General features: G+C 48.1%; 1 pseudogene. It reads left to right on the plus strand.

Annotation, left to right across the window (positions count from 1 at the left end):
• Nucleotides 1–2,951, plus strand: a pseudogene (locus J1N09_RS15330) (hypothetical protein); the annotation flags it as partial.

The following is a 2,951-nucleotide window of genomic DNA, read 5'->3' on the forward strand; positions in this document are numbered from 1 at the left end:
CCGGATCCATATGATCCTTGTGTTGATGACGGTACAGTAGGTGATGAGAACCCTGCGAATCCAATCTGGGCAGCCGCCGATTGTGATGGTGACGGCGTAACCAATGGACAGGAAATCATTGATGGAACCGACCCCTATGATTTATGTAGTTTCAGTCCCGGGAGCCAAACTGGCCCTACAAGCCCGGCCTATAATGCTGCTGACTGCGATGGTGACGGAGTGACCAACGGGCAAGAATTACTTGACGGTACAAATTCTCAGGATCCTTGCGAATTTGATCCTATGAACCAAGATTATACAATGACAAGTGCTGCATGGCGTGCTTTGGATTGTGACGGCGATGGAGTTACTAATGGAGATGAGATAGATCCGGATGGAAACGGAATAGATGATGGAAATGGAACCGATCCACTGGATCCATGTGACTTTGTCCTTGCCGATCAAACCGTACCACCAAGCACAGCATGGGAAAATGCAGACTGCGACGGAGACGGTGTGACTAATGGCGACGAATTGATAGCAGGGACTGATCCTACAGACCCATGTAGTTATAATCCGCTGGTAGTAACATTACCTCCAAGCGCCGTTTGGCAGCTATCAGATTGCGATGGAGATGGCGTTGTTAATGGACAAGAAGTTCTGGATGGAACTGACCCATTAAATCCATGTGATTACTTGCCGGCAAGCCAGACGGTTACTACTAGCCCGGCTTGGGATGCCTTGGACTGTGATGGTGATGGTGTGACCAACGGGCAAGAAATTCTGGATGGTACAGATCCAACCGATCCTTGTGATTATGATCCAGCCACACAGAATACTGTAGTTATTGTAACTCCATCGTGGGAAAACCTTGACTGTGATGGTGACGGAGTTACCAATGGTCAGGAACTTATAGATGGTACAGATCCGCTTGACGGTTGTAGCCTTGACTTTGCTAGTCAGAATACAGCGCCAACGGCTGTTTGGGAAGCTCTTGACTGTGATGGTGATGGAGTGACCAACGGTGATGAGATTACCGATGGTACGGATCCGTCCGATCCTTGTGACTTCATGATGAGTAGCCAAAGTGTACCAACCACCATGGCATGGGAAGCACTTGATTGTGATGGTGATGGAGTGACAAACGGACAAGAAATTATAGACGGTACAGACCCACTTGATCCTTGTGATCTTTTTGTAGCCAATCAGGATACTACGCCAACCCCAGCTTGGGATGCCTTGGACTGTGATGGTGACGGTGTAACCAATGGACAAGAGGTTATCGACGGAACCGATCCGGTTGATCCTTGTGATTACGATCCAGCAACACAAAACACAGTAGCTACCGCAACTGTAGCCTGGGAAGCCCTGGATTGTGACGGTGACGGTGTAACCAATGGTCAGGAACTTATAGATGGTACAGATCCGCTTGACGGCTGTAGCCTTGACTTTGCTAGTCAGAATACTGCGCCAACGGCTGTTTGGGAAGCTCTTGACTGTGATGGTGACGGAGTGACCAACGGTGATGAGATCACTGATGGTACAGATCCGACCGATCCTTGTGACTTCATGATGAGTAGCCAAAGTGTACCAACCACCATGGCATGGGAAGCACTTGATTGTGATGGTGACGGAGTGACAAACGGACAAGAAATTATAGACGGTACAGACCCACTTGATCCTTGTGATCTTGTTGTAGCCAATCAGGATACTACGCCAACCCCAGCTTGGGATGCCTTAGACTGTGATGGTGATGGTGTAACTAACGGACAAGAAATTATTGATGGTACTGATCCTAGAGATCCATGTGATTTCGTAGCAGCCAGTCAGACTGCGACTCCATCTACAGCTTGGGAAGACCTCGACTGTGATGGTGATGGTGTGACCAACGGACAGGAAATATTAGATAATACAGACCCACAGGATCCATGTGATTTGGTGGTAGCCAGTCAAAATACTACTCCAACAACAGCCTGGAACAATCTTGATTGTGATGGTGATGGTGTAACCAATGGTGATGAGATCATCGATGGTACGGACCCACTGGATGCTTGTGATTATATGGTAAGCAGTGTAACCCTACCACAATCTTCAACCTGGGATGCCCTGGATTGCGATGGTGACGGTGTTACCAACGGCGATGAGGTTAATGATGGTACTGATCCACAAGATCCTTGTGATTTTGTATTTGCTAACCAGACGGTGGCCACGAGTGCTACCTGGGATGCCCTGGATTGTGATGGTGATGGTGATCCTAACGGAACTGATCCGGACCCACTTGATCCTTGTGTAGCCACTACACCTATTATACCTCTTGCAACAAGTCCGAACTACGCGATTTGGGCAGCAGCCGATTGTGATGGCGATGGTGTAACCAATGGTGATGAAGTTGCCACTGGTACGGATCCATACGATCCTTGTGATTACGATTCTTCGATACAAAACCCAGCCAATGCTTCTGCTGTATGGCTTGCAGGCGACTGTGATGGTGACGGAGTCTCAAACGGAACGGAAATAAATGATGGCACCAACCCACAAGATCCTTGTGATTACCTCGAAAGCAGTCAGGACCTTACTCTTGTTACTCCGGTCTGGGAAGCACTGGATTGTGATGGTGATGGAGTGACCAATGGTGATGAAATAAATGATGGTACAAACCCACTTGATCCTTGTGATTTTGTTCAAGCAAGTCAAACTGTGACTACATCTCCTACCTGGGATGCCCTGGATTGTGATGGAGACGGTGTAACCAACGGACAGGAAATTTTAGATAATACAGACCCATTAGATCCTTGTGATCTGGTTGTGGCAAACCAAACAGTAGCTCCAACAGCAGCCTGGAATGATCTTGATTGTGATGGAGATGGTGTAACTAATGGTGATGAGATCATCGATGGTACCGATCCAACCGATCCTTGTGACTTTATGCAAACCAGTCAGAGCGTGCCAACTACAGCGGCATGGGAAGCTCT

Source organism: Aureitalea sp. L0-47 (assembly GCF_026126405.1).
Taxonomy (GTDB): Bacteria; Bacteroidota; Bacteroidia; order Flavobacteriales; family Flavobacteriaceae; genus Pukyongia.